Origin of the sequence: Pseudoalteromonas sp. CR1 (assembly GCF_019392235.1) — a bacterium.
Taxonomy (GTDB): domain Bacteria; phylum Pseudomonadota; class Gammaproteobacteria; order Enterobacterales; family Alteromonadaceae; genus Pseudoalteromonas.
In genome coordinates, this window is record NZ_JAHXRM010000374.1 from 1 (window position 1) to 259 (window position 259).

Below are 259 nucleotides of genomic sequence, written 5' to 3' on the forward strand. Positions count from 1 at the left end.
TGTTGATTGGATTTTGTAAACAGAAGATTTGCGACTATCGTGACGCTTCGGTTTTTCAGACGTCATAGACCGGTACGATTGAAGTTGAATGGCCACCATTGGCCTTCGGCACCTTGGAAGAGGCAGAAATTTTATGATCATCAAACCGCGGGTTCGTGGCTTTATCTGTGTGACCGCTCACCCTGTGGGCTGTGAAGCGAACGTCAAGGAACAGATCGACTACGTAACCCAGCATGGCGCCATTGCAGGCGGCCCAAAG

The 259-nt window shown here is 50.2% G+C and carries 1 pseudogene; it reads left to right on the plus strand.

Going from position 1 to position 259, the window contains the following annotated elements:
- Positions 1 to 133: 133 nt before the first annotated feature.
- Positions 134 to 259, plus strand: a pseudogene (locus KZZ04_RS19775) (bifunctional NADH-specific enoyl-ACP reductase/trans-2-enoyl-CoA reductase); the annotation flags it as partial.